Below are 2,333 nucleotides of genomic sequence, written 5' to 3'. Positions count from 1 at the left end.
GGGAGTGAAACGTCAATCCTGGAATGTTTATCCGTAGAGTGCATGACTGTTCCTTGAAAGTGGGTATTGATCCTCGGTTAGAAAGGACATTTAAAATTCATTAAAACGCTTAGACCTGGTTTGAGAGTGAAAGTTCAGAAAATTGAGGTCAGTGAAACTTGGAAAGAGCAACACCCTGATCCGGGAAAAGGATAGAAAGAAATTTTTTATCGGGTTTTATGTTCATTAGACCATCAATCTTCCCTCCATTAGTTTAAAGACTCTCACCTTGTTATCATCACTGATGGTCAACACATATCGGACATCGGCGCTGATGGTGGCCGATCTGACCACCCTCTTGTGGGAAATGATCGCTTTTTTTACCCATGATCCATCGGCTCCAAGACCATAAATTTTCACTATTTTGTCACCCAGGGCATTCGTCACCACAAGGCAACCATCGGCACTGAAGACGGCCGATTGGACGCAACCTTTGTGGGTAATGGTGGTTTTTTCTACCCAACGTTCAGGGGCCTCCAGACCATAGATTTTTGCCGTACCATCTTCGCTGGCGGTGACCAAATGGCGGCCATCGGTACTGAAGTTGGCTGAGTAGACCGCACCCTCGTGATAAATCGTGGCTATTTCTTTCCATGATCCATCGTCCTGCAGGGCAGAGATTTTTGCCGTATGATCTTCACTGGTGGTGACCAGATGGTGGCCGTCGGCGCTGAAGGCAGCTGAGTAGACCGCACCCTCGTGAGAAATCGTGGCTATTTCTTGCCATGATCCATCTTTCTGCAGGTCAGAGATTTTCGCCGTATGATCTTCACTGGTGGTGACCAAATGGTGGCCATTGGCGCTGAAGGTCGCTGAGGTGATCCTACCCTCATGGGTGATGGCGATTTTTTGTTTCCATAACCCATTGTCCTCCCGACTATAGATGCTCACCATGTTATTTTTACCGACGATTACCACATCACGGCCATCGGGACTGAAGCTAGCTGATTTGACTGGACCACCAGGGTATATAATGGCCTCTCTTTCCCATGACCCACCGTCCCCCTGCCCATGAATTTGCACCGTGCAATCATCGCTGGCGGTCACCACATGTTTACCATCATCACTGAAGGTGGCTGAGTTGACATGTCTGCCGTGGATAATGGTGCTTTTTTCTTGCCATGACCCATCGTCAGCCTGAACGCAGATTTTCGCTGTGAAATCGAGACTGGCAGTCACTATATGACGGCTATCGGCACTAAAAGTGGCTGAACTGACCGAATTGTTATGGGAAATGGTGGCTCTTGGAATCCAGAATCCGTTGGCCCTGTGGCGACAGATTTTTACCGTATTATCCATACTGGCGGTCACCAAATGGCGGCTATCAGGACTAAATATGGCTGTATTGACATCGTCAAGATGGGTGATTTTGGCTGTTATCTCTAGGTTGAATTTTTTACATTGAGACATCAGTTTACTGTTGGTAAACAGGAACGGAGCAGGAAAATAAATACATTTTCGGTTCTCTTGAAAAACGAGTGACTTGACAGTATTCCCATTCGCAAACGGCTTTAACCAACCACGGAGTTGTTGATTGTCTTTTGTCATGATGGTGGTCTTTAGTTGATATCGGGATGGTGAAGGAAACCGCTGATACCATGTTCTTTCCAGAGCTCTATTCTTTTTAACAAGATAGCGAAGGTATGTGCATACCTTTGTTAAACAGTGAATGCTTCGAAAATCCAAATAGCGAATAATTTTGACATGTGTCTCTTCGGCTAAATGGAAGAATGTAGGTTCAACTTTTTCCTGTACACTAACTTCCCTGCCCAGACTGACAACCGTTGGTGCTTCAAGCAGTCTGGGTATCTTTGGTGCAGGCGGGAGTGGAGCGTCAAAATTTCTGTTCGTAAAGTGCATATCTGTTCCTTCAAAGTCAGTATTTACCTCCGGTTAGAAAGAGGATTTAAAATGGGTTGTTAGTTTAGAACCGGTTTTAGAACGAAAGTTCATAACATTGAGGTCAGTAAAAATAAGCAAAAACAGAGCCTTGCTCCGGGAAAATGACAGGAAGAAACTTTTCCATTGAGAGCTCGCTGTAAAAGTTTTAATCAGGTTCTTAACAAACCCTGTTTTCAAATCGGCTATCTTCAAAAACACGCTTAATTGCAGGTTGTTTTAGAAACAGCCTGTACAGAAAACCACTACTCTGTTGTCATTACTGGAATGGTTGTCCGAAGGGTGCATGGCTGTCCCTTCAAAGTCAGTTTTTATCCTCTGGGTAAGGACATTTAAAATAGATTGAAAGCTTAGAACCGGTTTTAGAATGAAAGTTCAAAACATTGAGGTCATTG

General features: G+C 44.7%; 1 protein-coding gene. It reads right to left on the bottom strand.

From position 1 onward, the window contains the following. Nucleotides 1-225: 225 nt before the first annotated feature. Nucleotides 226-1,899, bottom strand: coding sequence for a WD40 repeat domain-containing protein (locus KDK17_RS17980; RefSeq protein ID WP_257288713.1), 1,674 nt, complete (start codon nt 1,897-1,899; stop codon nt 226-228). Nucleotides 1,900-2,333 lie beyond the last annotated feature (434 nt).

The sequence above is a fragment of the Endozoicomonas sp. SESOKO2 genome (assembly GCF_024606245.1).
GTDB lineage: Bacteria > Pseudomonadota > Gammaproteobacteria > Pseudomonadales > Endozoicomonadaceae > Endozoicomonas_A.
The sequence above is the reverse complement of the archived record's forward strand: the minus strand, read 5'-3'. Positions and strand labels throughout refer to the sequence as shown.